The sequence below is a fragment of the Bifidobacterium sp. SO1 genome, from assembly GCF_018555335.1.
Classification (GTDB): domain Bacteria; phylum Actinomycetota; class Actinomycetes; order Actinomycetales; family Bifidobacteriaceae; genus Bifidobacterium; species Bifidobacterium simiiventris.
Genome location: NZ_JAFEJR010000001.1, coordinates 49443 through 75796 on the forward strand (window position 1 = coordinate 49443; position 26354 = coordinate 75796).

21 protein-coding genes are annotated in these 26354 nt (G+C 65.5%); 15 read left to right on the forward strand and 6 right to left on the reverse strand.

What is annotated here, in order from left to right:
• The first annotated feature begins 55 nt into the window (after window positions 1-55).
• The 6 genes from rpmF to JS541_RS00245 all read left to right on the forward strand — a co-directional run bounded on the left by rpmF (window position 56) and on the right by JS541_RS00245 (window position 6077).
• A complete protein-coding gene (gene rpmF / locus JS541_RS00220; protein ID WP_152357822.1) occupies window positions 56-250 on the forward strand; it encodes a 50S ribosomal protein L32 in 195 nt (64 codons plus the stop codon).
• A gap of 155 nt (window positions 251-405) precedes the next feature.
• Entirely contained in the window at window positions 406-1137 is a 732-nt protein-coding gene (gene rnc / locus JS541_RS00225) for a ribonuclease III (RefSeq protein ID WP_214372322.1), read from the forward strand.
• A gap of 284 nt (window positions 1138-1421) precedes the next feature.
• The gene (locus tag JS541_RS00230; RefSeq protein WP_214372323.1) at window positions 1422-3341 is read left to right on the forward strand and encodes an acetolactate synthase large subunit; all 1920 of its coding nucleotides are present in this window, start codon (window positions 1422-1424) and stop codon (window positions 3339-3341) included.
• Window positions 3342-3370: 29 nt separating this feature from the next.
• On the forward strand, window positions 3371-3925 hold the full coding sequence (gene ilvN / locus JS541_RS00235; RefSeq protein WP_214372324.1) for an acetolactate synthase small subunit: 555 nt from the start codon (window positions 3371-3373) through the stop codon (window positions 3923-3925).
• Window positions 3926-4179: 254 nt separating this feature from the next.
• Window positions 4180-4743, forward strand: coding sequence for a winged helix-turn-helix domain-containing protein (locus JS541_RS00240; RefSeq protein WP_214372325.1), 564 nt, complete (start codon window positions 4180-4182; stop codon window positions 4741-4743).
• A gap of 11 nt (window positions 4744-4754) precedes the next feature.
• A complete protein-coding gene (locus JS541_RS00245; protein WP_214372326.1) occupies window positions 4755-6077 on the forward strand; it encodes an MFS transporter in 1323 nt (440 codons plus the stop codon).
• A 137-nt stretch (window positions 6078-6214) separates the two neighbouring features.
• Here JS541_RS00245 and JS541_RS00250 read toward each other — a convergent pair whose 3' ends face one another.
• Both JS541_RS00250 and JS541_RS00255 read right to left on the reverse strand, forming a co-directional pair.
• On the reverse strand, window positions 6215-8461 hold the full coding sequence (locus tag JS541_RS00250) for an ABC-F family ATP-binding cassette domain-containing protein (RefSeq protein WP_214372327.1): 2247 nt from the start codon (window positions 8459-8461) through the stop codon (window positions 6215-6217).
• A gap of 99 nt (window positions 8462-8560) precedes the next feature.
• Window positions 8561-9286 (reverse strand): type 1 glutamine amidotransferase, encoded by a 726-nt coding sequence (locus tag JS541_RS00255; protein ID WP_214372328.1) that lies wholly within the window; start codon window positions 9284-9286, stop codon window positions 8561-8563.
• Window positions 9287-9400: 114 nt separating this feature from the next.
• Between JS541_RS00255 and cysS the strand changes: the two genes are divergently transcribed.
• Entirely contained in the window at window positions 9401-11032 is a 1632-nt protein-coding gene (cysS, locus tag JS541_RS00260; RefSeq protein ID WP_214372330.1) for a cysteine--tRNA ligase, read from the forward strand.
• Between the two features lie 154 nt (window positions 11033-11186).
• Here cysS and JS541_RS00265 read toward each other — a convergent pair whose 3' ends face one another.
• Window positions 11187-12092 carry a cation transporter gene (locus tag JS541_RS00265; protein ID WP_214372331.1) on the reverse strand — a complete coding sequence of 302 codons (906 nt, stop codon included), beginning with the start codon at window positions 12090-12092 and terminating at the stop codon, window positions 11187-11189.
• 438 nt (window positions 12093-12530) lie between these two features.
• Here JS541_RS00265 and ffh point away from each other — a divergent pair, with 438 nt between their 5' ends.
• From ffh to JS541_RS00305, 8 genes are all read left to right on the forward strand, one after another.
• On the forward strand, window positions 12531-14171 hold the full coding sequence (gene ffh / locus JS541_RS00270) for a signal recognition particle protein (RefSeq protein WP_214372333.1): 1641 nt from the start codon (window positions 12531-12533) through the stop codon (window positions 14169-14171).
• 118 nt (window positions 14172-14289) lie between these two features.
• Window positions 14290-15414: an endonuclease/exonuclease/phosphatase family protein gene (locus JS541_RS00275; RefSeq protein ID WP_214372334.1), complete on the forward strand. Its 1125-nt coding sequence runs from the start codon at window positions 14290-14292 to the stop codon at window positions 15412-15414.
• 182 nt (window positions 15415-15596) lie between these two features.
• Window positions 15597-16043 carry a 30S ribosomal protein S16 gene (gene rpsP / locus JS541_RS00280; protein WP_214372335.1) on the forward strand — a complete coding sequence of 149 codons (447 nt, stop codon included), beginning with the start codon at window positions 15597-15599 and terminating at the stop codon, window positions 16041-16043.
• 2 nt (window positions 16044-16045) lie between these two features.
• Window positions 16046-16279, forward strand: coding sequence for an RNA-binding protein (locus tag JS541_RS00285; protein ID WP_094729693.1), 234 nt, complete (start codon window positions 16046-16048; stop codon window positions 16277-16279).
• 8 nt (window positions 16280-16287) lie between these two features.
• Window positions 16288-16896: a ribosome maturation factor RimM gene (gene rimM / locus JS541_RS00290; protein WP_214372336.1), complete on the forward strand. Its 609-nt coding sequence runs from the start codon at window positions 16288-16290 to the stop codon at window positions 16894-16896.
• 53 nt (window positions 16897-16949) lie between these two features.
• The gene (locus tag JS541_RS00295; protein WP_214372337.1) at window positions 16950-18833 is read left to right on the forward strand and encodes an ABC transporter ATP-binding protein; all 1884 of its coding nucleotides are present in this window, start codon (window positions 16950-16952) and stop codon (window positions 18831-18833) included.
• Window positions 18830-20680 carry an ABC transporter ATP-binding protein gene (locus tag JS541_RS00300; RefSeq protein WP_214372338.1) on the forward strand — a complete coding sequence of 617 codons (1851 nt, stop codon included), beginning with the start codon at window positions 18830-18832 and terminating at the stop codon, window positions 20678-20680. Before JS541_RS00295 ends, JS541_RS00300 begins: the two co-directional genes overlap by 4 nt.
• Before the next feature lie 63 nt (window positions 20681-20743).
• Entirely contained in the window at window positions 20744-21742 is a 999-nt protein-coding gene (locus JS541_RS00305; RefSeq protein ID WP_214372339.1) for a tRNA (guanine(37)-N(1))-methyltransferase, read from the forward strand.
• 180 nt (window positions 21743-21922) lie between these two features.
• Here JS541_RS00305 and JS541_RS00310 read toward each other — a convergent pair whose 3' ends face one another.
• From JS541_RS00310 to JS541_RS00320, 3 genes are all read right to left on the reverse strand, one after another.
• Window positions 21923-22525, reverse strand: a complete 603-nt coding sequence (locus JS541_RS00310) for a nitroreductase family protein (RefSeq protein ID WP_214372340.1) — start codon at window positions 22523-22525, stop codon at window positions 21923-21925.
• 271 nt (window positions 22526-22796) lie between these two features.
• The gene (gene rsmD, locus JS541_RS00315) at window positions 22797-23456 is read right to left on the reverse strand and encodes a 16S rRNA (guanine(966)-N(2))-methyltransferase RsmD (RefSeq protein WP_214372737.1); all 660 of its coding nucleotides are present in this window, start codon (window positions 23454-23456) and stop codon (window positions 22797-22799) included.
• Window positions 23457-23669: 213 nt separating this feature from the next.
• Window positions 23670-26258: an ATP-dependent DNA helicase RecG gene (locus JS541_RS00320; protein ID WP_214372342.1), complete on the reverse strand. Its 2589-nt coding sequence runs from the start codon at window positions 26256-26258 to the stop codon at window positions 23670-23672.
• Between the last annotated feature and the right edge of the window lie 96 nt (window positions 26259-26354).

Sequence of the window (26354 nt, forward strand, 5' to 3'; positions counted from 1 at the left end):
CGTTAAACTACCGAACGCTTAAGCTCAATCGTTCGAACGAAACAGAGGAATACAAATGGCACTGCCTAAGTACAAGACCTCGCGCGCCAACACTCACTCGCGTCGCGCGAACTGGAAGGCGTCTGCTGTGCAGACCGTCACCTGCCCGAACTGCGGCGCTCCCCAGTTGCCGCACATGGCCTGCCCGAGCTGCGGCAACTTCCGCGGCCGCACCTACCGCGAGGCCATCCGCTCCGCTCACACCAAGTGATCCGGCTGCGTTAAGCATCGAAAGCCCTGCCATCGACGGGTGGCGGGGCTTTTTCGTACCTGCGTGCCGATCCGCCAGTATATCCACCAGCCCATCCGCCCGCCGATCTGCCCAGGCAGCCGACACTGTCCCGACACCGCGATAGAGAAGGAACCATGACTTCGACGAATACGACCAACACCGCAGACGTTCCCGCACCCGCCAGCCCCACCAATCCGCTGCTGGAGGCGCTTGGCACCACGATCAGCCCCGAGCTGCTCGTGCAAGCGCTCACCCACCGCTCGTTCTCGCACGAGCATCCCGGCGCGATCAACTACGAGCGCCTCGAATTCCTCGGCGACGCGGTGCTCGAGCTGGTCGCCACCGAAACGTTGTTCGCCGACCACCCCGACATGACCGAGGGCCAGCTCGCGAAAATCCGCGCGAAGGCCGTCTCCGAGGGTGCGCTGAGCGCGATCGCCCGCGAAAAACTGCACGTAAGCCCATACATCCTGCTAGGCCACGGCGAGGCAAAGGAGGGCGGTGCGGACAAGGATTCGATCCTGTGCGACATCGTGGAATCGCTGATCGGTGCAACGTTCCTCGAGCACGGCATCGACGGCGCGCGCGAGGTGGTGCACCGCCTGGCCGACGACACGTTCCGCGAGATGGCCACCGAAGGCCCGGCGCTCGACTGGAAGACCTCGCTGGAGGTCAAGTCGCACCAGCAGGGCAAGGGTGACCCGCACTACCGCATGTCGGTCGCCGGCCCGGAATACGAGCCGGTGTTCACCGCGCAGGTGCTGCTCGGCGACGACGAGACGAAGGTCTGGGGCACCGGCACCGGTTCCAGCAAGCGCAAGGCGCAGCTGGCGGCGGCCGAAGTCGCGTGGAAAGCGCTGGGCTGACCCACCCGCGTTTCGCGACGCATCACGCTGCGGCGTACGCCTCCGAACCCCTCGCATAGTGCCGTCACCCGCCACCATGCGGGCAGCGAATCGCCGTATCTCACCGCCCCGCACTAGGATGGGATGAATCAGGACTTGACAAGTAGCGCCCCGTGTGCAATGCCACAAGCGTCGCACACGGTCGCCATCGGACGCAAACGTTCGCATGATCACCGCGACCGTCCGCGCACCGAGGCACGGCCGCGACCACCAGCAAGCCGGCACACCTTAAGTTGAGAGGAATCATGGCGACACCTACGCCTCTTCAGGCATTCAGCGGCGTTCCGAAGAACGCGGACAACGATAAGCAGACCATTGTCGACGGCGAGAAGATGACCGGCGCACAGGCGCTGGTTCGTGCGCTGGAGGATCTGGGCGTCCAGGACGTGTTCGGCCTGCCCGGCGGCGCGATCCTGCCGGTCTACCATGCGATCAACGAGAACACGAAGTTCCGCTTCACGCTCGTGCGCCACGAACAGGCCGCCGGCCACGCAGCCGAGGGCTACGCGGTGGCGACCGGACGCGTGGGCGTGTGCATCGTCACGTCCGGCCCGGGCGCGACGAACATGATCACCCCGATCGCCGACGCGAACATGGATTCGGTGCCGCTCGTGGTCATCACCGGCCAGGTCGGCGTGAACGCGATCGGCACGGACGCCTTCCAGGAGGCCGACATCGTGGGCGCGACCTATCCGGTCGTCAAGCATTCGTATCTGGTCACGCGCGCGCAGGACATCCCGCGCGTGCTCACCGAGGCGCACTACATCGCGCGTTCCGGCCGTCCGGGCCCGGTCGTGGTCGATCTGACCAAGACCGCGCAGGTCGGCGAGATGTACTATTCGTGGCCGCAGCGTATGATCCTGCCCGGTTACAATCCGGTCACTAAGGCGCACGGCCGCGTGCTGTCGGACGCGGCGAAGCTGTTCGCGCAGTCGTACCGTCCGCTGCTGTATGTCGGCGGCGGCGCGTCGCGATCCAACGCGTCGAAGGAAGTCGCCGAACTCGCCGAAGTGACCGGCGCGCCGATCGTGACGACCCTCCCGGCGCGCGGCATCGTGCCCGACTCGAATCCGAAGAACCTCGGCATGCTCGGCATGCACGGCACCGTCGCCGCGACGGCCGCCGCACAGCGCTGCGATCTGCTGGTCGCGATCGGCGCGCGGTTCGACGACCGCGTGACCGGCAAGCTCGACGCGTTCGCGCCGGGTGCCCGTGTGATCCACATCGACATCGACCCGGCCGAGATCGGCAAGAACCGCGCGCCGGACGTGCCGATCGTGGGCGACGTGGCGACCGTGCTCAACGATCTGATCCCCGAGATCAAACGTTCGCAGGCGATCGGCGGCAAGCCGAACGTCAAGCCGTGGTGGGACGAACTCAACAAGCTGCGCGAACAGTACACGATTCACTACGACGAGCCGGAGGACCAGCCGACCGACGGCACGCTGCAGCCGCAGTGGGTGGTCGAGCAGCTGTCGGCCAAGGCCGATCCGTCGACGATCTGGGTGTCGGGCGTGGGTCAGCACCAGATGTGGGCCGCACAGCTCATCGACTTCAAGAAGCCGCATTCGTGGATCTCCTCGGGCGGTCTGGGCACGATGGGCTTCGGTCTGCCCGCCGCGATCGGCGCGTCGGTCGGTTCGGCGCGCGACTTCGCCGGCAAGAAGCCGGTGTGGCTGATCGACGGCGACGGCTCGTTCCAGATGACCAGCGAGGAGCTGGCGACCGCGTTCCTCGACCATGCGCCGGTCAAGATCGCGATTCTGAACAACTCCGTGTACGGCATGGTTCGCCAGTGGCAGACGCTGTTCTACGAGCAGCACTATTCGCAGACGAACCTGCTCGACGGCGAGGCGCACAGCGAGGCCGAAGAGGGCACGCCCGAGTTCTTCGACGTGCCGGACTTCGTGAAGCTGGCCGAGGCGTACGGCTGCGTTGGCCTGCGCGCGTTCACCGAAGAGGAGGCGCTGGCGGCGATCGACAAGGCGAACGCGATCAACGACCGCCCGGTGCTCATCGACTTCCGCGTATGGAAGGACGCGATGGTGTGGCCGATGGTCGCGGCCGGCGCGTCGAACGACGACGTGACATACCGCCCGGGCACGCAGCCGCTGCGCCCGCATGGCGAGGCCGGTGCCGTAGAGCTCGGCGAGGCCGGTTTCTAAGGTTCGTGAAGGGTTAAGGAGAATTTTTCATGGCTAATTATCCCGCTTCCCAGCCTGGCTCCAAGCGTCACACGCTGTCCGTGCTCGTGGAGAACCGTCCGGGCGTGCTGGCGCGTATCGCCGGCCTGTTCGCCCGCCGCGCGTTCAACATCGACTCGTTGTCCGTCTCTCCCACCGAACGCCCGGATATCTCGCGCGTGACGGTGACCGCCGAGGTGGAGGATCTGCCGCTCGAGCAGATCATCAAGCAGCTCAACAAGCTGCTGCATGTGTTGAAGATCGTCGATCTCGACCCGGATACGACCGTGGAGCGCGAGCTGGTGCTCATCAAGGTCGCGGCCGACGAGTCGAACCGTTCGGACGTGCTCGAGATCGTGCGTCTGTTCCGTGTGCGCGTGGTCGACGTGAACCCCGAGTCGCTCACGATCGAGGCGACCGGCGCGGAGGGCAAGATCGACGCGTTGCTGGGGCTGCTCGAGCATTACGGCATCATCGAGCTGGTGCGTTCCGGCGCGGTCGCCGTGACCCGCGGACCGCGTGCGCTGAGCGAAAAGGTCATCGGCTCGGAGATCACCGGCCGCTGACGTTCCGGCGCACGGCTGTATCCGGCCGTCCCTGCCGTCTCAGTCGTCCCCCGACATCAGGCTCCTCGTCTACGCGAGGAGCCTTTTCTGTATGCATCCGTAATGTTTCGGCCGTCGCACGGACCGATTCCGGCGTACATGACGGCACAGGATATACAAGATCCCTTGTTGATTTATACAAGATTTGTTGTACAATAATTCTTGTGAAACATGACGGACGACGGAACCGCCCGCCGATCAGCAGGGAGGTCAATATGACCGACAACCGACACAACGCCGACCTTACGCAATTGCGCGCCGTATCGCATCCGACACGCATACGTATCATGAACATCATGGCCGCGCACGGCGGCGCACTCACCGTAGGCGACATCGCCAAACGCACCGGCGAATCGGCCGGCACCATCAGCTATCATCTCAGGCAACTCGCCAAAGCCGAACTCGTCGAGCAAGTCCCCTCCTCCGACGGCGATGCTCGCAAAAGCTGCTGGCGGGCCACCACGCCCAAACTCGTCGTCCATTCCGACCAGAGCACCGACCCGGCGTCCGCCGATGCGCTCGCACGATCCGTATCCGCCACCGTCAACGAGGCGCGCATGCGCTACCGCCAAGCCGAACCGTCGTTGCCCGAGCAGTGGCGGCACTCGCTCGACGGCATGGCGATTACCAGGCTGACCGTCGAGGAGGCCGAACAGATGCAGCAGGAACTGATGGCCGTCGCCAACAAGTGGGTCAACACGGTCGGCGACCGGCATACCGAAGGCGACGGGTCCGAACAGGTCATGGTCGCACTGTCTGCCTTCCGCTATCTGGACTGATTGGAGCGGTTATGAGCAACATTACAGACCGCACAACAGCATTTTCCCCAGCCGCACGCGCCACGCACACCTCGCTGTGGAGCCGACCGCAATACCGCGCATGGTTCACCGCGGACACCGCGTCCGCCGTGGGCCTTGCGATGAAAGGCTTCGCGATCTCGCTGGTCGCGTTCTCGCTCACCCATTCGCTGCCCGCAGCCGGCTGGCTGGCCACGGCGAGCGGCATCGCCGCGCAGGTCGCCGACGTGTTCGGCGGCACGCTGGTCGACCGGCACAACCGAAAGCGTCTCATCATCCTCAACGCCATATGCGGCACCGTCCTGTGGGGCGCGGTGTTCGTGCTGCTGGCGACCGGCCTGCTCACCTTCCCGGTGTTCGCCGTCGCCATCGTCACGGCATCCACTGTCAACGGGTTGCTCGGCAGCGCGACGAACGCGATGCTGCGGTCGATCATCCCGACCGCCGACTATCCGAAGGCGCAGAGCCTCAATCAGGGGCGCGATTCGGTGATCGGCCTTGTCGGCTCGCCGCTCGGCGGCGTGCTGTACGCGTTCGGCGCATGGGCGCCGTTCGCCGCCGCGTCGCTGATGTATGCGATCGCCGGCATCAGCGCCGGCATGTTGCGCGTCGACGAGCATGTGCGTGACATGATCGACCGCAACGGCGAGCGCGACGCGGCGAACGATGCGTCCGCAGTCGCACATGGTTCGTTCGTCGACGATTTCGTCGCAGGCTGGCGCTGGACGTTGCGGCGGCGCACGCTGATGGCGATATGTGTGATCGCCGCGCTGTTGAATTTCGGTATCAACGGCATCTTCGCCGCGGTGCAGCTGCAGTTGGTCGGTTCCGGAGTGGATTCGGTGCGCATCGGATTTGTGGAAACGGCGGTCGGCGCGGGACTGTTGGTCGGCGCGGTGATCGCGTCCCGCGTATGCGACCGGATGGCGGTCGGCGCCGGCTTGGTGGTCATGTCGCTGGTCGCGTTGGCGACGATGGCCCCGATGCTCGTCAGTCACGCGTATCCGGTGATTCTCGTGTCGTCACTGCTGTGCGGTCTGCCGATTCCGACGCTCAACTCGCTGGTCCTGGGATTCGTGTTCGCCAAGGTGCCGACCGACATGCAGGGACGCGTCGACTCGTTCACCAATCTGCTGGGCATGCTGCCGACGATGTTCTGTTCGGCGATCGCAGGATCGCTGCTGCCGACGATCGGTTTCCGCGCAACCGCCACTCTGTTCCTGCTCGCGCTGGCCGCCAACGTGGCGATCGTGCTGACCGTGCCGACCGTACGCACGATCCCCGCCGCCGCCCACTGGGACGAAGCCGAACTGTAACGGTGCGAGCGGTCGCGGCATGATTGATGCGTGCTCAGGAACGCCTGTAATCCGCCATTGTTCGAGACACATCGTGCGTGTCGCGCGCGTCCAACCGGCATGTTGCTCCGGCTATTCGCGACGTTTGGTCATCCCCGCTACTCGAGTTGTTCGGACAGTTCCATCCATTCCGCCGTCAGCTCGTCGGATTCGTCGGCGACGGCCTTGAGCTGCTCGTTGAGCTTGTTGAGACCCTCGTAGTCGCTCGGGTCGTGCGCGGCCATCTGCGCTTCGAGATCGCTTTTAAGCTCCTCGAGTTTGGCGAGCTTGCGGTCGATGGCGGCGACACGCTTGCTCGCATCGTGGAACGCCTTGCCGGTCAGCTTGGGCGAGGTCGACTCCTCGTCGGAGTCGCCGGCGGCATCCTGCGCGGACGCAACGTCAGCGGCATCGGACGCAGCAGCGGAAGTCGCGGCGCCGCCCTTGCCCTTCTTCTTGCCGTACGCCGGTTCGAGCGACGGCAGCGGCTTGCCGTTCTTGATATCCTCGACCATGTCGAGATAATCCTGCACGCCGCCGGGCAGATGCCGCACCTTGCCGCCGATCAGCGCGAACTGCTCGTCGGTGACGCGCTCAAGCAGATACCGGTCGTGCGAGACGACGATCAGCGTGCCGGGCCAGGTGTCGAGCAGGTCCTCCATCACGGCGAGCATGTCGGTGTCGAGATCGTTGCCGGGCTCGTCCATGATGAGCACGTTCGGCTCGTTGAGCAGGATAAGCAGCAGCTGCATGCGGCGCTTCTGGCCGCCCGACAAGTCGCGGATCGGCGTCATCAGCTGCGCAGACTCGAAACCGAGCCGCTCCATGAGCTGTCCGGGCGTGACCTCCTTGCCGTCGACGATGTAGCTCGGCTTGTAGCGGCTGAGCACTTCCTTGATCTTGTATTTGCCGAGTTTCTCGAGTTCGTCGAGGCGTTGCGAGAGCACCGCGAACTTCACGGTTTTGCCGATGTTCACGTGGCCGGCGGTCGGGGTGAGCGTACCGTCGAGCAGACGCAGCAGCGTGGATTTGCCGGCGCCGTTCGCGCCGACGATGCCGAACCGGTCGCCGGGGCCGATCAGCCACGTCACGTCGTCGAGGATCTTGCGTCCGGTGACGGTGATCTTGCGGGCCGCCGATGTGGCGTCCATATCGTCGGCACCGGTCACGGCAGCCGTGTCGACGCCGATCGTCTCGCCGCCGGTCAGCCGGCGTCGCGTCTCGCGTTCCTCGTCGGTCATCGCCTCTTCGGCCGCGCGGGCCGCCGCGGCAGCCTCGACGGCCTCGGGCACGCCGGCATCCACGAGTCGAGGATCATTCATATCGGTCACGGCCACTTCGAGCGAACCGTGCACCTGCGGCTCGGCGTACATCGGCCGCACCACATCCACGCGCGACGCGGAATCGGCCATCGCCACCACATCCGGGTCGACGGCCGCCGCGACCGAGCCGTCCGCGCTCCCCTGCGTGTGTTCGAAGATCTGCGTCACATCGATCAGATCGACGACCTGCTTGCCGAGTCGCGAGGTCGCCATCTGCTTCAATTCGAGCGTATTGCGCACCGGCGGCACGTCGGCGATGAGCTCGCGCGCGGCCTTGACATGGAACTTCTGCTTGGTCGAACGCGCACGCGCGCCGCGGGTCAGCCACGCCAGCTCCTTGCGGGCAAGGTTACGGCGCTTAGTCTCGCGCACGTCGGCCTGACGGTCGCGTTCGACGCGCTGGAGCATATACGCGGAATAGCCGCCTTCGAACGGCTCGATCAGGCCGTCGTGAACCTCCCACATCGACTCGCACACCTCGTCGAGGAACCAGCGGTCGTGCGTGACAAGCAGCAACGCGCCCTCACCGCGCGACCAGCGGTTCTTCAGATGTTCGGCGAGCCAGTGGATCGTCACCACGTCCAGGTGGTTGGTCGGCTCGTCGAGAGCGAGGATGTCCCAGTCATGCAGCAGCAGTCGGGCAAGATCGGCGCGGCGACGCTGACCGCCCGAGAGCGATCCGATCTTCGTATCCAGGCTCATGCCGCCGAGCAGCGCCTCGACGATCTCACGCGAACGCGTCTCGGCCGCCCACTCGTAATCCGCACGCCCCTCCAGCGCGGCCTCGCGGATCGTCGCATCGTCGTCGAGCGGATCGCGCTGGTCGAGCATGCCGAACGTCAACCCGTTACGCTTGGTGACGCGGCCCGAATCCGGCTCCTGCGTGCCGCGGAACAGATGCAGCAGCGTGGACTTGCCGTCGCCGTTGCGGCCGACGATGCCGATACGGTCGCCTTCGAACACGCCCTGCGTCACATCGGTGAAGATGGTTTTGGTGGCGAAGGCGAGCGAAACGTGTTCCAATCCAATATCGTAAGTCGGCATAACCCACTAACTTAGCGGCACCACCGGGCATTGCCCGCCGCGTTCGCCGACCGGCAGATACGATCGTTCGGTCACGGCCACCCGGTCGCAGCCGTCTGCTCAGCCCAACGACTGCGCGTACGTGTTGCAGCGCGCGGCGAATCCAGAGAACACCTGCTCGGCGAGCGGCAGGATCTGCGGATCATACTGCGCGAAATCCTCACGCAGCTGCGACTTGGAGCCGCCCGCGGCCTTGAGATCCTTGACCATCGACGGCTCGTCCAACCATTCCTCCAAGAGCGGCGCGCTGACCTCGAGGTGGAACTGCAGGCCCAGCGCCGAGGCGAAGCGGAACGCCTGCACCTTGGTGGTGGCCGACCGCGCAAGCAGCTGGCCGTCGGCCGGCAGCCCGACCACGTCGTTGTGCCAGTGCAGCACGTTGATCTGCTTGTCCCACATGGAGAAGTAGTCGTTCTTGTCGACGCGCTTGAGCGGCCCGAACCCGATCTCGGGAGCCTCGCCGCGGCTCAGTTTCGCGCCGAGCGCGGTGGCGATGATCTGGTGGCCGAGGCACACGCCGAGCACCGGCTTGCCCACGCTCACCGCAGCCTTGGCGAGCTTCGCCTCGACCTTGAGTCCCGGGTATTCGTCATAGTCCTGCGCGCCCATCGGCCCGCCCATGATCACCACGCCGGCGATCTCGTCGAAATCGGGCAAATCAGGCTTCTTTTTCTTCGCGATGTTCAGCGTCTCGCTGCCCATACCAAGCTCTTCAAGGTACGTCAGGATGCGCCCCGGCTTCTCCCACGGGACGTGCTGCAGAATCAACACTTGCGGTTGCGTCATGCTTCCTATTGTGACATCACCCACGTAAACAGACGTTCACGTTTTGCACACAACCGTCACCGAAGCGGCAAAAACACTTGTGCGATGTCGGCCAACACGAATACGCTCGGCAGTATGACAGAAGCTCAAGAACCGCATGATTCCAACATTTCCGGAACCTCGGCCGTCGCCAAGGCCGCTGCCGGACTCAAGTTGTACGACACCGCGACGCATGCCGTGTCACATTTCGAACCGATCAAGCCCGGTCAAGTGGGCATCTATGTGTGCGGCGCGACCGTGCAGTCGTCCCCGCATATCGGCCATATCCGCGCGGCCGTCGCGTTCGACGTGATCCGCCGCTGGTTCCTCAAGCTCGGCTACCAGGTCACGTTCGTGCGCAACGTGACCGACATCGACGACAAGATCCTCGACAAGGCCGCGGCGGCCGGCCAGCAGTGGTGGGCGCGCGCGTACCACTACGAGCGCGAGTTCACGCAGGCGTACGATACGCTCGGCGTGCTGCCGCCGACCTACGAGCCGCGCGCGACCGGCCACATGCTCGACATGATCGATCTGATTCAGAAGATCATCGACAACGGGCACGCGTACGTGGTGCGTGACGAGGACGGCAAACCGACCGGCAACGTGTACTTCGATGTGGCGAGCTGGCCGCACTACGGCGAGCTGACCCACCAGAAGCAGGGCGCGGCGGAAGCCGACGAGGCGGCCGCGGTGGCCGACCGCATGGGCCCAAGCGTGGACGCGGCCGGCAACGACAAGTACAATCCGGTCGATCCGGCCGACATGTCTCCCGACAAGCACGATCCGCGTGATTTCGCGCTGTGGAAGGCCCCCAAGGACACCGACCCGATGGATGCGCGCTGGAACACGCCGTTCGGCACCGGCCGCCCGGGCTGGCACATCGAATGCTCGGCCATGAGCCACCGCTACCTCGACGGCATGTTCGACATCCACGGCGGCGGCCTTGACCTGCGTTTCCCCCACCACGAGAACGAGATGGCGCAGACCCGCGCGGCCGGCTACGATTCGGCGGCGCACTGGATGCACTCGGCATGGGTGACCGCCAAGGGCGAGAAGATGTCGAAGTCGCTCGGCACGGGTCTGTCGGTGCCGAGCGTACTGGCCGAGCATTCCGCGTGGGTGGTGCGGTACGCGCTCGGTTCGGTGCAGTACCGGTCGATGCTCGAATGGTCGGATCAGGCGCTGGTCGAGGCGCAGGCCGCGTACGACCGCGTGTCGAACTTCATCGAGCGTGCGGGCGTGGCGCTGGGCGAGCAGCCGGGCCGCGAGGAGATCGTCGCGGTGAGCGCGGATGCGTTGCCAGCCGATTTCGTGTCCGCGTTGAACGAGGACTTCAACGTGTCGGGCGCGACGGCGGCGATCTTCACCGCGATCCGCAACGGCAACACGCTGCTGAGCCAGCTTGCCGACCGCGCGGATTCCGAGGCGGCGCGCGCCGAGGTGCGCGAGGCGCTGGTGTCCGTACGCGCGATGCTCGACACGCTGGGTCTGGACCCGCTGGCCGAACCGTGGATCGGCGGCGGCACCGCGGCGGGCGCGGCCGGCGAGGGAGAGAACCGCGAGCATGAAGTGCTGGACGCGCTGATCTCCGAGCAGCTCGACGCCCGCGCCGAAGCCCGCAAGGCGCGCGACTTCGCCAAGGCCGATGCGATCCGCGACGCGCTGAACGCGGCCGGCATCGCCATCGAGGACGGTCCTCAGGGCAGCACCTGGAGCCTCAAGTAAGCAACCTCTCTCTCGATCCCCCTTGTCAGGGGAGTTGTCATGCACGGCATGACTAAGGGGCAGCCAAAAGCCTCGGACTGTTCCGTTGCTTCCACGCTCCCCCAGTCAGCTTCGCTGACAGCCCCCTCAAACGAGGGGGCCAAGGATAGGTTTGTCAGTCGAACACGAAATCGACGTCGACAATGTGCAGCCGCCGGGTGAGCTCCGCCTCCAGCGAACGCTTGCACTCGACCAGATCGGCCACGTCGATCGTCTCGCCGGTGCCGGAAAGATACACGTCGACCGTGTAGTTCATGCCGGTCTTGAAGATCAGGGTCTGCTCGTATTCGGTGTTGGCCGGCAGGTGACGCTGCGCGGTGGTCTCCACGAACGCGTTCGTCTCGTCGTCGTCATGCACGCCGCCGACCAGCTCGATGAACGCGTCGCGCAGCACGCCGAACGGCTCCTTGATCGTGCAGGCCACGAGCGCGACGGTGATGAAGAAGTCGCCGGTGAAGTGCAGGAAGTCGAACGGGCCGCTGGTCGGCAGGAACATGAGCACGACGGCGACCACGCCGATGCCGAACGACATCGCGCCGTCGACCAGCGTGCTTTTGCATTCGGCGGTGAGCATGGTGCTCGAGTTGCGGATGGCGCGGTTTTCGCGCCGGTAGTAGACGTACAGGCCGAAGCAGACGAGCACGGTGACGATCTCGTAGATGACGACCGGGCCGGTTTCGATGCGTTCGCCTTGGCCGAGCACGAAGTAGTCGTAGGCGACGCGCGAGACGTCGACGAGCGAGAACAGCAGCAGCGACAGCGTGAAGATGGCCTTGCAGATCGCGTAGATCGGCTCGAGCGCGAACAGGCCGTTGGGGAACCGTTCGGTGGTGCGCACGGTGCGCGAGGACAGGTAGACCGCGACGAGGCCGGAGAGCACGGAGATCGCGGTGAAGGAGAAATCGAGGAACATGGCCTTGAGGCCGGTCATGAAGAACACGGCCATGCCGGCCGCGACTTGCAGCACGTTGACGACGATGCCAACGATCAGGGCTTTGCGTTCTATTCTTTTTTGGGGCATAGGGCGGGCCTTCCATATTGCACGGCATGTCTGCGTTGACCCGTTACTTCACTGGCCGGTTCGGAACGTCGCGGTTCCGGGACGGCTCGATTCGCGAGGGCGCACGGCAGTCTGCGTATAGGTGGTGTCCGTCGGCATTTCAAAACAGCATGAGCATTCCAAAAAACCACGGATTGATTGCCCTTCTAGGATACTGGAAGGTCGCGATTGCGGGTTGCGTTCTGGGCTGAATATGAGACGGAACTTGAGTGATGGACAGTCAAGATTCGCCGCCGGTATATTCGCCGGCACGATGCCGTTGCAGCCGCGCGGCTCCGGCGATGTCCCGGCGGTCGTGCGACGGATCATACGGCCCGTCGAGATGCCGGCCGCACGATCGTCCGATCGAGCCGGCCTCCCGCCCCGTTTTCCCCCGCCACGGCTAGACTGGTGCGCATTATGGCAGCATTTAGTTCTTTGACAGACCGTCTCTCGAATGCGTTCAAGCATTTGAAGAGCAAGGGCAAGCTTTCCGAGGCCGATATCGACGGCACGATCCGCGAGATCCGCCGCGCACTGCTCGACGCCGACGTGGCGCTCGACGTGGTGCGTTCCTTCACCGCCAGAGTCCGCGAACGTGCGCTGGGCACCGAAGTCTCCGACGCGCTCAATCCGGCGCAGCAGGTGGTCAAGATCGTCAATGACGAGCTGACCGACATCCTCGGCGCGGGCGTCGACCGTCCGCTCAACTTCGCGAAGAACCCGCCGACGATCATCATGCTCGCCGGTCTGCAGGGCGCCGGCAAGACCACGCTGGCCGGCAAGCTCGGCTACTGGCTCAAGGACGCCGGCCACACGCCGCTGCTGGTCGCGGCCGATCTGCAGCGTCCGAACGCGGTGACGCAGCTGCAGGTGGTGGGCGAGCGCGCCGGCGTGCCGGTGTACGCGCCGGAGAAGGGCGTGCAGTCCGACGGCGGCGACGCGGTGTCGGCCCCGGGACTGACGAGCGGCGACCCGGTGAAGGTCGCGCGCGATTCGATCGAGTTCGCCAAGCAGAAGCTGTACGACACGGTGATCATCGATACCGCCGGCCGTCTCGGCGTGGACGAGGAGCTGATGAAGCAGGCGCGCGATATCCGCGACGCCGTGCAGCCGAATGAGATCCTGTTCGTGATCGACGCGATGATCGGTCAGGATGCGGTCAAGACCGCGAAGGCGTTCGACGAGGGCGTGGACTTCACCGGCGTGGTGCTCTCCAAGCTCGATGGCGATGCGCGTGGCGGCGCCGCCCTGTCGGTGGCGTCCGTGACCGGCAAGCCGATCCTGTTCGCCTCGAACGGCGAGGGCCTCAAGGACTTCGAGGTCTTCCACCCGGACCGTATGGCGTCGCGCATCCTCGACATGGGCGACATCCTCACGCTGATCGAGCAGGCGCAGAAGCAGTTCGACGAGGACAAGGCGCGCGAGGCCGCGGCCAAGATGGCCGAGGGCGAGTTCGGTCTGGACGACTTCCTCGAGCAGCTGCAGCAGGTGCGCAAGCTCGGTTCGATGAAGTCGCTGCTCGGCATGATCCCGGGCATGGCCGCGCATCGCAAGGAGCTGGAGCAGTTCGACGAGCGTGAGATCGACCGCACGGAGGCGATCATCCGTTCGATGACGCCGGCCGAACGTCGCAATCCGAAGATCATCGACGGCTCGCGCCGCGCCCGTATCGCGTACGGCTCGGGCAATACGGTGTCTGCCGTCAATGCGCTGCTGCAGCGCTTCGAACAGGCCGCGAAGATGATGAAGCGCATGTCGAGCAAGGCCGGCATGGGTGGCATTCCGGGCTTCGGCGGCCCCGCGATGGGCGGTGGCAAGAAGAACGCGAAGAAGGGCAAGAAGAAGGGTTCCAAGTCCGGCAACCCGATGAAGCGTGAGGCCGAGGAGAAGGCGTTGCGCGACAAGCTCGCCGGCAAGTCCAGCGGCTCGTCGTCCGGTTCCGCGTTTGCCAAGAAACCGCAGAATCCGGCGCTTCCGGCCGGTCTGCAGAATGCGCTGGGCGGCAACGGCGAACTGCCGCCGAACCTCGGTGGCGGCCTGTCCGGTCTGCTCGGCTGAGTGCAATCCGGCTGAAACAGCGATACGGCGGCTGCGATTGGCCGTCTATATCCGTTGTGAACTGAGCCCTCGCTTTGACACAGAGCGAGGGCTTATCAGTAATGAAGGAGACGTTGTCATGTTCTGGTTCCTGTGGATCGTGGTGCTGATCTGCGCGGTCTGGGTCGCTCTGTCCGCACTGCCGGCCGGCATGGATGCCCACATGCCGTTGCCGTATCTGATCGCCCTGGTGCCCCTGCTGTGGGTGCCGACGCTTCTGGTGGCCGTCGCGGCCGACGTCATGGGAGAATGGGGGCTGCTGTGCGGCGCGATCGCGGTCGGTCTCGCCTCGCAGCTGCACCAGACCGGATACTGGGCGAACTATTCGACGAAGATGTTCGATGCCCCCGCCCGTCTGACGGCATCCCCCGTCCCGGCCAGGAAACCCGCCCATCGTCAGCCGACCACCGACGAGCTGCTCGCCGAGATCCGCAAGGCGCGCCAGGAGACGGAGATCAATGCCAGCGAGACCGCCGACGACGTCCTCGACCAGCGGACCTCGGCCGCGGCAACCATCAACGTCATGACGCTCAACTGCCGGTATGGCCGCGCCGACGCGAAGTCCATCGTCGCGATGGTCCTCAGCCGCAACATCACCGTGCTCGCGTTGCAGGAACTCACCGACGATCTCGTGCGCGACCTCAACGCCAACGGCCTCGACCTGCTGCTGCCCTACCATCAGCTCGGCGAGAGCAAGGAGACCGACAACGGCGGCTTCAACGGCGTGTGGATTCGCGTCGACCCGAAGGACGCGCAACGTTCCGCGATCGAGATCCCGGCGGCCGACGTGCCGTCGATCACGATTCCGGTCGATTCGATGCGCGACATCACGTTCGTCTCCGCGCATCCGAAGTCGCCGATGCGCGGCTGCCGCGAATGGTCGGCCGGCATCATCGGACTCGGCAAACTCGCACGCAACGACGGCGCAGCCCATCCCGACCGCGACATCGCCGTCATCCTCGGCGACCTCAACTCAGGCACGCAGCATCCGAGCTTCCGCGCGCTGCTCAGGTCCGGCTTCACCGACGCGAACCTCGCCGTCGCGCAGGGACCGCAGTACACGTTCCCGCGCTGGACCGCTTGGCCGCGGCTCATCCTCGACCATGTGCTCGCCTCGAAGGGCGCGTCGTTCACCGACGTGCAGTCCACGGTCATCGAAGGCACCGACCATCTCGCGCTGACGGCCACGCTCACCATCAAGTAGCGAACCAGACCGCTCGCCCGCCCCAGCGTGTCGCGCTATCCACCCCCATGCGCTATAATGGCCCGGTTATTCGCGACCGGCGGTGCCCTCTATCCCGCTTGCCGTGAGGAACATGTGGGCTCGGCGAGCTGCGCCCCACAATGCAAACCGAAACCACGACTCTAGTTACAAGGAGAGCCATTTTGGCAACCAAGATTCGTCTGAAGCGCATGGGTAAGAAGTTCTACGCGTTCTACCGCGTGGTCATCATGGATTCGCGCACCAAGCGCGACGGCCGTGCCATCGAGGAGATCGGTACCTACAACCCGAACACCCAGCCTTCGACCATCGAGATCAATTCCGAGCGCGCCCAGTACTGGCTCGGCGTCGGCGCCCAGCCGACCGAGCAGGTGCTGAACCTCCTCAAGATCACCGGTGACTGGCAGAAGTTCAAGGGTCTCGACGGTGCCGAAGGCACCCTGAAGACCGTTGCAGCCGGCCCGGATGCCGCCGCCCGCGTCGAGGCCGTCGAGAACGAGGCCCAGAAGCTCAAGGCCGCCAAGTCCGAAGCCGACGCGAAGGCCAAGGCCGAGGCCGAAGCCGCCGCTGCCGCCGAGGAAGCCCCGGCCGAGGAAGCGCAGGCTGAGTGATCATGCTCGCGCAGGCTGTGGAACACCTCATCAAGAACATCGTTGATTTTCCGGACGATGTTTCGGTCAAGTCCCACGAGAATCCGCGCGGCGAACTGCTTCGCGTGCGCGTGAATCCCGAGGACATCGGCCGCGTGATCGGCCGTAACGGCCGCACGGCGAACGCGATCCGCACCGTGATCCAGGCTCTGTCCGATCACAAGGTGCGCGTCGACATCATGGACGTGCGCAGGTGAACCCCAACGTGGTGCGAGAAGAATTCTCAGACGACCCTCAGCAGTTCGAGCTGCTGAGGGTCTGTCGTATCGGCCGCGCTCAGGGGCTCAAAGGCGAAGTCAACGTCTACAGCTTCACGGACGAACCGGAATACCGGTTCGCTCCCGGTTCCGTGCTGTACTCGCGCGATGGCGAGAAAGAGTACATCGTGGAACGTTCCCGCTCGTTCAAGAACCGTTGGATCATCAAGCTCGAGGGCGTTGAGTCGCGTGAGGACGCGGAGGCGCTCAACGGCACCGAGCTATTCGGCGAGGCCGACGACCCGGACGACATGCTGGAGGAGGACGCCTGGTATCCGAAGGACCTGATCGGACTCGAGGTCCGCCTAGCCGAGGATAACGGGCTCGGTCTGCCGGCAGGTCAGGTGGTCGGCAAGGTCGTGGACGTGCTCGACGGGTTCCAGTCGCTGCTGAAGGTGCGGCTCGCGAATCCGGTGCGCGATCCCAAAACCGGCGAAGTGACCGAGAACTCGGCGCTCGTGCCGTTCGTGGACGAGCTGGTGCCCGACATCGATCTGGACGAGCAGTATCTGACGATCGATCCTCCCGGCGGACTCATCCCCGGTCTGGAATCCTGACCGTACTCTCTCGCCGGCACGACTACTATCGTCTTCCATAACGGGAGGCGACGGTGAGACTGATATTCCATTATGTCCGGCGGCGTTGGGCCTTGGCGCTCACCGCCGCCGGCTTTTTGCTGATCGAGACGATCGGTGATCTGTTGCAGCCGACGCTGATGTCGATGATAGTCGATCAGGGCGTGGTGCGGCGCGATATCGGCACGGTGTGGCGCTGGGGTGCGGTCATGCTCACAGTCGCCGTGATCGGCGCGGGTGCGGCCGCGATGCGCAACATCTTCGCGTCGCGCGCCTCGCAGCTCATCGGCCGCGACATCCGGTCCGACACATATCGCAAGGTGATGTCGCTCGGATTCGACACGGTCGACCGGCTGCAGCCCGGCGCGATCATCACGCGCATCACCAACGACGTGGTGCAGATCCAGAACTTCGCGCAGGGGCTGATGCGCATCATGCTCAAGGCGCCGATCACCTGCGTGGGCGCGATCGCGCTGATCATCGTGCAGATTCCGGACCAGACGCCCACGGTGGCGGCGATTCTGGCGGTGGCGGCGCTGCTGATCTGGGCGAACATGCATCTGAGCTTCCCCCGGTTCCTGCGCGTGCAGCAGACGCTCGACCGGCTGGGCGTGGTCAGCCGCGAGTTCCTGCGTTCGATCCGCGTGGTCAAGGCGTTCGTGATGGAGCATGAGGAGCGCGCCCGGTTCGCCGGTGCCGCGCGGCGGTTCGCGGATGCGAACGTCGCCGCGACGAGGGTGAACGCGACGTTCGGCCCGATGATCAACCTGAGCGTGAACGTCGGCATCGTGGTGATGCTGTGGCTGTCGCGCACGCAGGACGCGGCGCATATCGGCACGTTGATGGCCTCGATGAACTACATGACGCAGATCCTGTTCGCATTGAACCGCGTGTCGATGATCGTCAATTCGGCGACCCGCGCGAGTGCTTCGGCGTCGCGTATCCAGGAGATCTTCGACTGCCCCAACGAGTTCGCGCAGTCGCCGGATTCCGCCATCGGCACCGATCAGGCCCATGATACGGTCCGCGGTCCGGCTCCCGATTCAAGCAAGCCCTCCGCCGATTCCAACCCAGCCCTCACGTCGGCGCCTACGCCGCCGCTGCCGTCGCACGAACCGGCGACGCGACCCGAATCGTCCGACGGCTCCCCCACCGTCGAATTGCGCAACGTCACCTTCGCCTACGCGCAGTCCGCCGCTCCCGCGTTGCGCGACGTGACGTTCGCCATGCCGCGCGGCGCCACGCTCGGCATCATCGGACCGACCGGTTCCGGCAAGTCCACGCTCGTATCGCTCATCGCGCGCCTGTACGACCCGCAGTCCGGCACGCTCGCCGTCGACGGCCGCGACCTGCGCGCATGGGATGTGGACGAGCTGCGCGCAAGCATCGCGCTCGTCTCGCAGCAGCCGACCCTGTTCACCGGCACGATCCGCTCGAACCTGCGCTGGGGCGACCCTCAGGCAAGCGACGAACAGCTGCGCCAGGCGGCACGGCTGGCCTGCGCCGACGAGTTCATCGACCGGCTGCCGGACGGCTATGACGCACGCGTTGGTCAGGGCGGCGTGAATCTGTCCGGCGGGCAGAAGCAGCGGCTCAATCTCGCCCGCGCGCTGGTGCGCGGGCCGAAACTGCTCATGCTGGACGACTGCACGAGCGCGTTGGATGCAGTCACCGAACATCAGGTGCTGTCAAATCTGCGTACGTTGTCTGCCGCCGCTTCGACCGGCCAGACCAGCGAGCGCCGCCGGACCAGCGTCGTCATCATTTCGCAGCGTATCGCCACCGTGCGCACCGCCGACCGCATCGTCGTCATGGACGGCGGCCGCGTCGCCGGAGTCGGCACGCACGACGAGCTGCTGCGAACGTGCGCACTGTATCAGGCCATCTCCGCGTCGCAACTCGGAGGCAGCCGATCATGAGTCACGCAGACAACGCAACCCCATCATCGCCATCCGCAACCCCATCCCCGACGTTCGACCGCCGCGCGACCGGACCGCAGTTCGGCGGCGGCATGGCCCGTCGCGGCGCGCCGGTCGTCAAACCGCACAACATGCGCGGTACGCTGCGTCGTCTGCTCGACGTGACGCGCGGCCACCGGCGCGGTCTGGGCCGCGTGTTCGTCCTGTCCGGACTGGGCGCCACGTCCGGCGTGCTCTCGCCGCTGCTCATCGGCATGGTCATCGACCGCATCTCGGCCCGCGCGTCGGTCACGTTCGCGCTCGCGCTGCTGGCCGGACTGTACGCGGTCGACTGGCTCATCGACTTCGGCAAGCAGTGGATGATGGCCGCGGTCGGCCAGCGGATCGTACTGCATCTGCGGCTTGCGCTGTTCGAATCAATGGAACGGCTCCCCTTGCGTTTCTTCGACCGGCATCAGCACGGCGAGCTGATGAGCCGCCTGACGAACGACGTGGACAACATCAGTTCCACGATCTCCGATTCGCTCGCCCAGCTCATGGTGTACGCGTTCACGATCGCGGGCACGCTGGCGTGCATGCTGTGGCTGAGTCCGCCGCTGACCGACGTCTCGCTCGTTTCGGTGGCGCTCGTGCTGCTGCTCGCGCGCACCGTGACGCGCCGCACGCGACCGCTGTTCGCGAAGCAGCAGCGCGTGCTCGGCGAGCTCGACGGGCATGTCGAGGAGACGGTCTCGGACATGGCGACCGTGAAGGCGTACGGTCAGGAACAGGCGATGATCGACGATTTCGAACGGCTCAACGACCGGCTGTGCGCGACGGCGACGCGCGCGCAGACCTGGTCGGGATTCATGATGCCGCTGTCGAACGCGATCAACAATTTCGGGTTCCTGCTGGTCGCGGTCACGAGCGGCGTGATGGCGGCCCGCGGCATGATCGGCATCGGCGTGGTGTCGAGCTTCCTGCTGTACGTGCGCCAGTTCTCGCGCCCGTTCGTGGACATCGCGAACATCTACAACACGTTCCAGACGGCGGTGGCCGGCGCGGAACGCATGTTCCAGGTCATGGACGAGGAGCCGGAGCCGGCCGACGCGCCGGACGCGGTGGATGCGGCCGGGCCGCGCGGAGACATCGTGTTCGATCATGTCTCGTTCGGCTACGATCCGGCGCATCCGGTGATCCATGACGTGACGCTGGCGATTCCGGCCGGCGCGCGCGTCGCGTTCGTCGGGCAGACCGGCTCGGGCAAGACGACGATGGTGAGCCTGCTGACGCGCTGCTACGATCCGGACGCGGGGCGCGTGCTGCTGGACGGGCGTGATCTGCGCGATTATCGGATGGCGAGCCTGAGGCATGCGTTCGGCAGCGTGCTGCAGGAGCCGTCGCTGTTCGAGGACACGGTGGCGGCGAACATCGCGTTCGGGCGTCCAGACGCGACGCGCGAGCAGATTCGCGATGCGGCGCGGGCGGCCGGTGCGGACGGGTTCATCGAACGGCTGGAGCATGGCTACGATACGGTGCTGACCGGCGGCGGCAGTGCGATGAGCCAGGGCGAGCGGCAGCTGCTGACGATCGCGCGGGCGCTGCTGGCCGATGCGCCGATCGTGATCCTCGACGAGGCGACGAGCGCGGTCGACACGGTGACCGAACAGTCGATCCGGCGCGCGATGATCCGCATGACCGCGGGACGCACGAGCATCGTGATCGCACATCGCCTGTCCACGATCCGCGATTCCGACCTGATCGTCGTGTTCGAGCACGGCAGGATCGTCGAGCAGGGCACGCACGAGTCGCTGATGGCGGCGGGCGGCGTCTACGCGCGCATGGTGGCCGATCAGACGGCGGGGTGATATTCACGTCGCCGGACGGTCGGACGCATGGCAGAACCAGCCCACACGCTAGGCTAGGGGTTCATGAAGATCGATATCGTTTCCGTGTTCCCGGAGTATTTTGACGTGCTGAACCTGTCGCTGTTCGGCAAGGCGCAGGCCAAGGGGCTGGTCGAGGTGAAGGCGCACAACCTGCGCGACTGGACGCATGACGTGCATCATTCGGTGGACGACACGCCGGTCGGCGGCGGCGCCGGCATGGTGATGAAGCCCGCGGTGTGGGCCGAGTGCCTTGACGATCTGCTAGGCCTTGCGCCGGCGGTCGTGACTGCGCCGTCCGGCGAGTCCGACGAGTCCGACGAGTCCGACGGGGTTCCGGCTTCCGTCTCGCCGGACGATACGACCTCGGCAACCATCCCGACGGAATCGCGGTCCGACGCGCAGTCATCATTCCCGTCATCCCAGCCCTCTGAACAGTCTTCCTCCTCGTCATCTCGAGCGGAGGCGCAGCCGGAGTCGAGAGATCTTCCATCCTCCCCCGTCCTGATCTTCCCCAATCCGTCCGCGCCGCTGTTCACGCAGCGCGACGCGACCGAGCTGAGCCACGCCGGTCACCTGCTGTTCGGCTGCGGCCGCTACGAGGGCTACGATGCCCGAATCCCCGCGTATTACCGTGCGCAGGGCGTGGACGTGCGCGAGTATTCGATCGGCGATTATGTGCTCAACGGCGGCGAGGTGGCCGTGTCGGTGATGCTCGAGGCGATCACGCGTCTGCTGCCCGGGTTCATGGGCAACGCCGACTCCATCGTCGAGGAATCCTACACGGGCGAGAACGCTCTGCTCGAACACCGTCAGTACACCAAGCCGGCCGAATGGCGCGGGCTCAAGGTGCCGGACATCCTGCTGTCCGGCGACCACGGCAAGGTCGATCGCTTCCGCCGCGACGAGGCGATCGCCCGTACGGACGAGATCCGGCCGGATCTGATCGAGCAGCTGGACTGCAAGGCGCTCGACAAGGCCGACCGCAAGACGCTGATGGCACTGGGCTGGGAGGTCTCGGGCGCGCATCCGCGGCGCAAGTAGCGGCGGGCAAACAAAAACGTCACTAAGTTCGAGCGAGCACGATGACGGCTCGAACATAGTGACGTTTCAAGTACCGTAACCGTCACTATGTTCGAGGCGATGTCGTTATCGCTCGAACATAGTGACGGTCAGAAGCAGCCGGAGATGGTCGGATGCGACCACCGGCCAACCACGCATGGCTTACAGGCCGAAGACCTTGACGCGGGCGTCGGCCGGCTGCTTGTCGACCGGGCCGGCCGGCTGGGCGACGGTGCCGAACGGCATCTGGGCCTGCAGCTTCCAGCTTGCGGGCAGGCCGAACTCGGCGGCGACGGCCTCGTCGATCAGCGGGTTGTAGTGCTGCAGGGACGCGCCGAGGCCCTTCTCGGACAGAGCGGTCCACACGGCGAGCTGCAGCATGCCGGCGGCGTCACGCGCGAAGCCCGGGAAGTTGGCGGCGTAGGCCGGGAAGTTCTCCTGCAGCTGCTTGGTCACGTCCTCGTCGTCGAAGAACAGGACGGTGCCGTGGCCGGCCGCGAAGGAGTTGATCTTCGCCTCGGTGGACTTGAACGCCTCTTCGTCATTGACGACCTTGCGCAGGGTCTCCTTGACGATGTCCCACAGCTTCTGGTTGGCGTCGCCGAACAGCACGACGGCGCGCTGCGGCTGGGAGTTGAAGGCGCTCGGCACGGCGACGGTGACGTCTTCGATCAGCTTGACGATGTCCTGATCGGCGATCGGAGAGGCGTTGGTCAGCGCGTACTGCGAACGACGGGCCTGGAGTTCCTCGACAAAGTTCGACATGATGGTTCCTTTCGGGTCATACAATATTCAGATCATCGGTATATCTCGATTCGACATCTCGATTCGAGATATACCATCCGCATACCACGATACGAGATATCGCCGGAACGCCACGCCGGTTTCGCCGAGGGAGAAATTCTGCTGGTTCCCGGGATTCGCGCCGACGGTCCCGGGAACCGGAAATCTCACATTATGCAACACAATTCACACCCAAGATCGGCCATATTCCGCGGAAACGACGCTCAAAACCGTATATCGCCAGTTCCCGGGATTATTCGCCGTCAATCGCGGGAACCGCAGTCTCCAGATAGAACACCGCCGTCTCGCCATAGTCGCGCCGCTCACTGATCTCCCAGCCGGCTGGCATGGCCGGCTCCTCGGACCGGGCGGATCGCTCCAGCACGATCACGGTGCGCTCCCCCGCCATACCCGAGGCCACCAGATCGGCCAGCAACCGCTCGCACGCCTGGGTCTCGAACGCATACGGCGGGTCGATGAAGATCACGTCAAACGGCCGGGCGGCCGCCGCACCCGATGCCGCGGGAGCCGCGAACTTCTCCGCCTTCGCCTTGATGACCCGCGCGCCCATGTCCGGCCGCCACGCCTTGTTGTGCTTCAGCGCGGTCAGCGTCTTCGCGATCAGCGCGGCGGCCGGTCCGTTCGCCTCGATGGCGACCAATTCGCGCGCGCCGCGGCTCAGCGCTTCAATGCCGAGCGCCCCGGTGCCGGCGAACAGGTCGAGCACTCGGGCGTCGTCCAGCACGCCCCACGAGTCGAGACGCGAGAAGATCGCTTCCTTGGTGCGGTCGGTAGTGGGCCGGGTGCCGGTTTTCGGCGTGGTCAGCGCCACGCCCTTGAATCGTCCAGAAATCACGCGCATACGCCCTACTGTAGCGGTCGGCCTATGCACCGGTCTTTCAATCCGGCCCATCATTCCGGTTAAGCCTCCCACCATGTCATTTCGACCGAGCGAAGCGAGCGGAGAAATCTTATGCCGCCGCCTCAGCAAGATTTCTCCGCTCGCTTCGCTCGGTCGAAATGACAATGTCCCACTGCGGTTAGGTCGAAATGACAATATGTGACCAGCTCAGTCGATATGGCAACGCCTCGCCCCGCCTGGCCGAAATGACACGTCACGCAGCAATCACGACGAGGTCAAAAACGCCTCGTTGCCGCGCGTGAAGTCGAGCACCGCGCCGGCGAGCTGCACTTCGCCGCCCAGATCGGGGTCGTCGGTCAGCAGTCGTCCGGCACGTTCGCGCGCATCGGCGATCATGCCCGCGTCCTTGACCACGCGCAGCAGTTTCAGGCTCGACTTGCCGCCCGACTGCGCGTCGCCGAGCACGTCGCCCGCGCCGCGGAATTCCAGGTCGGCCTGCGCGATCTCGGCACCGTCCAAAGATCCCTGGATCACCTGCAACCGCTGTTCGGCCGGCGAGCCGGGTTCGGCACGCGAGATCAGGAACGCCCACGAGTTCGTGCCGCCACGCCCCACGCGACCGCGCAGCTGGTGCAGCTGCGACAGGCCATACCGGTCGGCGTCGAAGATCACGATGCAACTGGCCTGCGGCACGTCCACGCCAACCTCGATCACCGTCGTGGCGACCAGGATCGGTGTCTTGCCGCTCGCGAAGTCGGCCATCACGCGGGCCTTCGTCTCGTCGTCGTCACGGCCGGTCAACGTCGCGAACTCGATCCCGGCGAACTGCGGCAAGCTCGCCAGCCGGTCGGCGATCTCGGTCACCGAGTGCAACGGCGGGCGCTGCGGCTGCTCGTCGCCGTCCGTCCCGGTCATGCCGGCATCAGAGCGGTCGTATACGTCCATTTCGGAGCCGCCGGTCACCGACGAGTCGGCATCGTCGGTCTCGGAATCCGCGTCGATGCGCGGGCAGACCACGTACGCCCGCTCCCCTGCGTCGATGCGCTGGCGAATGTGCGCGAACATGCTGCCCATCGTGCGGCCGTCCGCTTCGGGCACGATGAACGTGCGGATCGGCTTGCGGCCGCCCGGCAGTTCCGTCAGCCACGAGATGTCGAGGTCGCCGAACCATGTCATCGCGGCCGTGCGCGGGATCGGCGTGGCGGTCATGACCAGTAGGTGCGGGGCCTTGTCGGCCTTGCCGCGCAACGATTCACGCTGTTCGACGCCGAACCGGTGCTGTTCGTCGATGACCGCGAGCGCGAGGTTCGGCGCCTGGAAAGTCTTGGAGAACGCGGCGTGCGTGGCGACGATGATGCACGGCCGGCCGCTGGCTGCGACGGCGAGCGCGCGGCGGCGGGCGGCGAGTTTCATGCCGCCGGTCAGGAGGATCACTGGGACGGAGTCGGCGTTTGCCGACGGATCGTCGAACAGTCCGTCGGAGGATGCGACGACGGTCGTACTGCGACGGCTGCGCCGTTGGCCGCCGGCAGTCACGTCATCATCGTCGTCCGTCGCGCCGTTGCCGCCGTCCGTCATATGCAGCCCGGCGACCATCTTGCCGATCGTGGCGACATGCTGTTCGGCGAGCACCTGCGTGGGCGCGACGAGCACGGCCTGATGGCCGGAGCCTACCGCCTGCAGCATCGCGGCAAGTGCGACGACGGTTTTGCCGGAACCGACCTCACCTTGCAGAAGGCGTTGCATCGGCGTGTCACGGGTCATGTCGGCGGCGATGTCGTCGACGACCTCGCGCTGGCCGCGCGTCAGATCGAACGGCAGAGATGCGATGAACCGGTCGCGCAATGCGGTGTGCGGACAGGGTTCCGCGACCGTGTGATGCGCGTGCTGGCGTGCCTGCAGCAGCGAGGTCTGGCAGATGAACGCTTCCTCGTATCGCAGCGTGTCGATGGCGCGTTTGAAGTCGTCCGTGGAGTCCGGGTCGTGGATCGCGGCGAACGCTGCGGCGCGGTGCATGAGCTGTTTGGCGGCCCGCACCGGTTCAGGCAGGATGTCGGGGATGGCATGCGCGAGTCGCATGATCTGGGCAGCGTCGGCAGGGCCGTTTACGGAGTCGGCGGCACCGTCGTCAGTCGCTGTCGTGTCGCGGAGCGTATCGTTCCGCGCAGCCCGGCCGGCGTCCGCAATATCCGCAACATCGTCGCGTTCCAGCATTCGCATGAACGAGAGGATCGACTCGTGGATATGCTCGCTGGAGATGCGCGAGGTCGCGTGGTACACCGGTCGCGGCCGGCAGACGCGACGCAGGCCGGCCTCGACCGTGTCCGCATCGTACTTGAGCGATGACGTTGCGGGAACGAACATCGCATCGTCGCCGAATTCGTCATCCGACATCGGTTCGGGCGCGACCGTCACGATCTCCGGATGCGTGAACTGCAACTGGCCGCCGTATTCGCCGGGAGTCCCCGAGATCACGACGGTCGATCCGGCGCGCAGACGAAGGCCCAGCCAGTCGACGTACTGCTTCTTGTACGAGAAGAACGTGAGCCGCGTGATCGCGCCTGCCATGCCGCGCGAACGGGCGAAATCAGAGTCGTCGGCGAGCGCTTCGAGTCGGTAGCCGCGCCGCGCGTTCATCGGCACCACCCGCAGGTCGCGGATCACCGCGGCGAACGCCATCGCCTCGCCGATCCGAGCCTCACGCAGCGCGCGCAGCGGCACCGGGTCGGTCACACGGAACGGATAGTAGGTCAGCGCGTCGCCGATCGAGACGATGCCCAAGGATTTGAGCGCACCGGCACGCCGTTTGTTCGTCATCAACGACGACACCGGGGTGTTCAGGGTAATGCTCATAACGCTCCATTGTGTCGGGGCAAGCGGACAGCTGCCTTCGGTCAACGGCCCGGACCGCCTGCGATATGAAAAACCCCGGCGGTCTTGCGACTACCG